This is a genomic window from Colwellia psychrerythraea (assembly GCF_000764185.1).
Lineage (GTDB): Bacteria > Pseudomonadota > Gammaproteobacteria > Enterobacterales > Alteromonadaceae > Colwellia > Colwellia psychrerythraea_B.
The window spans coordinates 1-4,536 of the sequence record NZ_JQEC01000024.1 but is presented as its reverse complement, the minus strand read 5'-3'; the positions used below and the strand labels follow the sequence as shown (position 1 = coordinate 4,536).

The 4,536-nt window shown below is 39.0% G+C and carries 6 protein-coding genes; 1 reads left to right on the top strand and 5 read right to left on the bottom strand.

The window, feature by feature from the left end:
• Positions 1 to 100: 100 nt before the first annotated feature.
• A complete protein-coding gene (locus GAB14E_RS12035) occupies positions 101 to 1,255 on the top strand; it encodes an IS110 family RNA-guided transposase (protein WP_033081990.1) in 1,155 nt (384 codons plus the stop codon).
• Between the two features lie 14 nt (positions 1,256 to 1,269).
• Here the strand turns inward: GAB14E_RS12035 and GAB14E_RS25525 are convergent, their stop codons facing one another.
• From GAB14E_RS25525 to GAB14E_RS12055, 5 genes are all read right to left on the bottom strand, one after another.
• Entirely contained in the window at positions 1,270 to 1,401 is a 132-nt protein-coding gene (locus tag GAB14E_RS25525) for a hypothetical protein (protein ID WP_269429112.1), read from the bottom strand.
• Between the two features lie 273 nt (positions 1,402 to 1,674).
• A complete protein-coding gene (locus tag GAB14E_RS12040) occupies positions 1,675 to 2,094 on the bottom strand; it encodes a DUF3592 domain-containing protein (RefSeq protein ID WP_033082298.1) in 420 nt (139 codons plus the stop codon).
• A 132-nt stretch (positions 2,095 to 2,226) separates the two neighbouring features.
• Positions 2,227 to 2,703: a hypothetical protein gene (locus tag GAB14E_RS12045; protein WP_033082297.1), complete on the bottom strand. Its 477-nt coding sequence runs from the start codon at positions 2,701 to 2,703 to the stop codon at positions 2,227 to 2,229.
• A 118-nt stretch (positions 2,704 to 2,821) separates the two neighbouring features.
• On the bottom strand, positions 2,822 to 3,178 hold the full coding sequence (locus tag GAB14E_RS12050) for a hypothetical protein (RefSeq protein WP_033082296.1): 357 nt from the start codon (positions 3,176 to 3,178) through the stop codon (positions 2,822 to 2,824).
• Between the two features lie 123 nt (positions 3,179 to 3,301).
• A protein-coding gene (locus tag GAB14E_RS12055; RefSeq protein WP_156115705.1) for an IS3 family transposase occupies positions 3,302 to 4,482 on the bottom strand; the annotation gives its coding sequence in 2 pieces (ribosomal slippage) (positions 3,302 to 4,197 and positions 4,197 to 4,482; 1,182 coding nt in all).
• Positions 4,483 to 4,536: the final 54 nt, after the last annotated feature.

Here is a 4,536-nt window from a genome sequence, read left to right as displayed (position 1 = left end):
TAGACATAATGACTCCCACGAGGTGCTAGCCTCCAGATTCGTGGGTTAGTAAAACCAGAGCCATAATATATGTGTTAAACAATATAAACTGGAGGCTAACATGTACAAATATAACATACTTTTCATCGGCTTAGATACCCATAAAGTGTCTACCGAAGTGGCACATGTAGAAGACCAACGTGGTGCAAAACCCGTTCATTATGGAAAAATAAAAACGACCAAAGCAGCCATTACAAAATTGGCTCGGCAATATCAATCCAAATACCCACAGGCGACACTACATTTTGTTTATGAAGCAGGCCCCTGTGGTTATTGGATTTACCGATTACTGACCAGCTTGAGTCATTGCTGCTATGTCGTTGCCCCCTCATTAATTCCAAAGAAACCAGGAGATAAAGTAAAAACTGACAAACGTGATGCGTTGAAATTAACCAAACTGCTTAAGGATGAAGAATTAACACCCATATATGTGCCAGAGCCTGAAGACGAAGCAATACGCGACCTATCAAGGGCAAGAGAAACAGCGATGAAAGACTTAAAGGATGCTAAATATCAACTTAAGGCCCTATTTCTTCGTAATAACATCAGCTGTAAGGTCAACGATAATTGGTCACTTCAACACCTTCGTTGGTTGACTGAGCTCATTTTACCTCACCCAAGCCAACAAATCGTTTTGCAAGAAATGATACAAGTTATCACTGAGCGAATACAGCGAGAGAAACGACTGGCCAATGAATTATTTCATCAGGTGAAGTCGTGGCGGTTTTATCCTGTAGTTAAAGCACTTCAAGCCGTCAGAGGTGTTCGACTGCTTATCGCAACGGGTATTGTCGCAGAGCTTGGCGATTTAAGGCGCTTTGACCATCCAAAAAAGCTCATGTCGTATCTAGGATTAGTCTCAAAAGAGCACAGCAGTGGTGATAAACGGCGGTTAGGTAGCATTACCAAATGTGGCAATGGACGAGCAAGGCGTTTACTTGTTCAAGGCGCTCATACATATAAGCACAAAGCCAATATATCGACAGAATTACAAAAGCGTCAGGAAGGCTTACCCAAAGAAATTACCGATATTGCTTGGCAGGCCCAACTTAGGCTGTGCCGACGATACAATCGGCTGCTGAGTAGAGGAAAACATCGTAATGTCGTGGTGATAGCCATTGCCAGAGAGATGGCCGCTTACCTGTGGGCTATTGCCCGTGAAGTAGTCATTACGCCAGTTGATACACGATTAAGAATATCGAGAGTACCTGCATGATAAAAAGTTTTGAGTTAGCGCATTGGGTCAAGCATCGGCTGTGGCATAACCACCGAGGGCGTTAGGCTGGCAACGGTATTTATTATCGTTGAACCACGAGCATAGACTGAAATCAGGTGCCACGACGGAATAAGTAAGGTCGGCACTGCTAACCAACAGGTTAGTAATCCACGAATATCAGCATGATAACCGACGAAATTACTTGCTTCATCTATGCGTTAACTCTTTTATTTTAAAAGTAGACATTATGGCTCTAAATTAATGAGCAGGGATCGGTGTATTTAACTTGACGTGGGGAGTCATACCAACGCCCAAATAACAGGCTAAGTAATGGTTGGCTAAAATGTGAAACGAAGTGGAACGCAGCCAACTTACGTGTCCTTGTTTATTTTCTTGTTAGGTTTATTGTTAACTACAACTTATAGTTTTAAAATTCCTAAACCACAGAGTAAAGATAGACTTGTTAGAAATATTAAAGCATATACACGTGACCATATTGCACCGTCACTCCATATTATGGCGCTTGAAACATCGCTTTTTAGATATATAACAGGGATGTCGTCGCCTTCAAAGTAATTTTTATTTACAACATTTGATTTAAATTCATAAGTTTTGTTATCTTCTGCCGTAAACTTAACTACAGGCCAATAACTATTATATCCATCTGAATCTTCTTCAACTAAAATCTCAGTTACAACACCTACGGTGTGTTCAGCATTTTTAATAAAATCTCTTTGATCAAATATTTGATAAATTGTATTTAATCCTAGAAGTAAAGAAATTATCAACCAATACTTATTGATTGTTCTATTTTTTATTTCGATTTTTACACGCGACATGGATTACACCACATAATTTGAAAATGAACCTAACGCCTCGCTAACGGGCGCAAAATTGTTGGCTAAAATTAGCGAAGAATGAGCGCAAGCCAACTGTTTTGCGTCCACTTTGAGCGACTTGTTAAGTGTCACTTATCGCCATACTTCTTCTTTACACTCTTTGAATTTTTCTAAAGTGTAAATATATAGTTTTTTGCTTAAATTTACCCAAGATATATCTACCTTTCTAACTTGGCAGTGAGCAGAACTAGGAAACTTATTTTGAATTACTTCAAATGACCCATTAGCTTGTTTAAAAGAGACATAAATATCATGACGCAAACCGTCTTTACACTGGTTGTTGGAATCTCTTTGATACTCATATTTTGTTCTAGGAATACTATAAATTAATGCTTCAAATTCTAAGAGGTCTTCATCGTTTATAGTCGATTTACACGGCATTGCATTAGCATATAAATCCGTATTCCAGAAAATATCCCCGTTACTATTTAACCATACGAAATCTGTAGTTCTCATATTCTTCATTTCAATACGAGTTATCCAGTCTGCATCTTTAGCATGCCCAAAATATGGAAGTGCAATAAACAATAAAACTAGAAATATACGCATACGCTTCCTTGTGGCATTTAACGCCCTAATAATGGGCAAAAAATTGTTGGCTAAAATGTTGAGGGACGAAAACAGCCAACTGTTTATTGTCCTTATTTATTAGCTTGTTATGTGTACATTACTCTAAGTAACGCACAAACGTAAACCTATATGTGTCGAATAAAGTTGATTTATGTTTGCGCAACTCAACTTTAACATTACGCTTTATTGGCAAGTGCTTGGGTAGAGATACTTTTACTAGGTTTTCTCTGTCAGGCACTTTAACCATGAGATATATTTTATGACCATCTTCTCGCAATGATGCGTGTTGGCTAATTGCAACACCATTAACAGGGACTGAGCTTTTTGAGGAAAGACCAACAATAAGCCAGAGAAAAATAACTAAGATAAGAAAAGCCACAGACCAAGCACGGAAGTTTTTGTGCTTGGCTTTAGAAAGCTCCTTTTCTAATTGTTGCTTCAACTCTGGACGCATAATTCCCTGTACACATAACGCCCCACTAAGAGGCTTTTGATAGTTGGTTATAATGTGAAGCGAAGCGGAACCTAACCAACTGTTAAAAGTGATCTTCCCCCGATAAAACGGACACATTTTTTTTCACGCTGCCAGGGCTTCATATTCTATTGGCGAACAATAATTTATCCCTGAATGCAGCCTCGAAACATTGTAGTATTTGTTAATGTAACTTCCAAGTGTTCCGCGCAGTTCTTTATCACTATTAAATACATTACCGCGAATAACTTCGGTCTTCATTGAATGGAAAAATGACTCCATATGCGCATTATCAGTACATTTACCCGCTCGGCTTAAGCTATGTGTAATACCTGCTCGTTTTAAAGCCGTTTGAAAAACATTACCTCGATATTCCACACCTCGGTCTGTATGCAGCATTAAACCACCTTGAGGTCTTCGGTTCTTTATTGCATTTTTTAGTGTTCGTTTGGTGACTTCCATCGTTCTCTTTTTATCTAAACTCCAGCTAATAATACGCCGTGAATATAAATCCATTATTACCGATAAATAACGCCATATACCTTTCACTTTCAAATACGTGACATCTGCTACCCATACTTTATTTTTAACCAATGGCACTTCACCATCAGGTCGTAAGTTTTTACCTGTCGTAAGGAAGCGCTTATAAAACGCAGAGCGTGTCGTCACGCGCATCACTCGAGCGACCAAGCCAAGTGCACGATACAAGCGTTCAACACGTTTTTTACCTATGCTGTATCCTTGCTTTTGCAAGGCTTTAAATATGCGGGGACTACCATAGCGTCCTTTATTCTCAGTGAATATTTGCTGAATTTTCTTTTTAAGTTCAACATCCTCTATCGCTCTAGCACTTGGTTGACGTTCACACCAATCGTAATAGCCACTTTTAGAAACATCAAAAAACTTCAGTAATCTCGTTACCTTTATGTCGGCTCTGAGTTTTTCGATGAATCGATATCGGCTTGATGTTCCTCGGCAAGAAACCGTTGCCACTTTTTTAGGATATACAGCTCCTCCTTGAGCTGTTTATTTTCACGTTCTAGTTGTTGTTCTTTGGTAAGTACTTTTTTGGCTTTTGATTGGCCAGCCACTTTTTTTCGTTTATCAGCCACAATGATCCCTTCACGATATTCTTTTCGCCATCGTGACAGCATAAACGGGTGTATGTCGAGTTTTTCAGCGACTGATTTTATTGTGACGCCAACAACATAACTTAATTGAATAGCGTTGACTTTGAAGTCATTTGAATACTTCCAAGTTCGTCTTGGATTGTTGTACTTAGGCATAAGACACCTCATCTTTAGTTAGATTTTGGTGTCCGTTTTATCGGGGGAAGATCA

Bases quoted from the DNA above. Each gene is read 5' to 3' on its own strand.
- GAB14E_RS12035 (WP_033081990.1), top strand. From the start codon at position 101: ATGTACAAATATAACATACTTTTCATCGGCTTAGATACCCATAAAGTG.
- GAB14E_RS12040 (WP_033082298.1), bottom strand. From the start codon at position 2,094: ATGTCGCGTGTAAAAATCGAAATAAAAAATAGAACAATCAATAAGTAT.
- GAB14E_RS12045 (WP_033082297.1), bottom strand. From the start codon at position 2,703: ATGCGTATATTTCTAGTTTTATTGTTTATTGCACTTCCATATTTTGGG.
- GAB14E_RS12050 (WP_033082296.1), bottom strand. From the start codon at position 3,178: ATGCGTCCAGAGTTGAAGCAACAATTAGAAAAGGAGCTTTCTAAAGCC.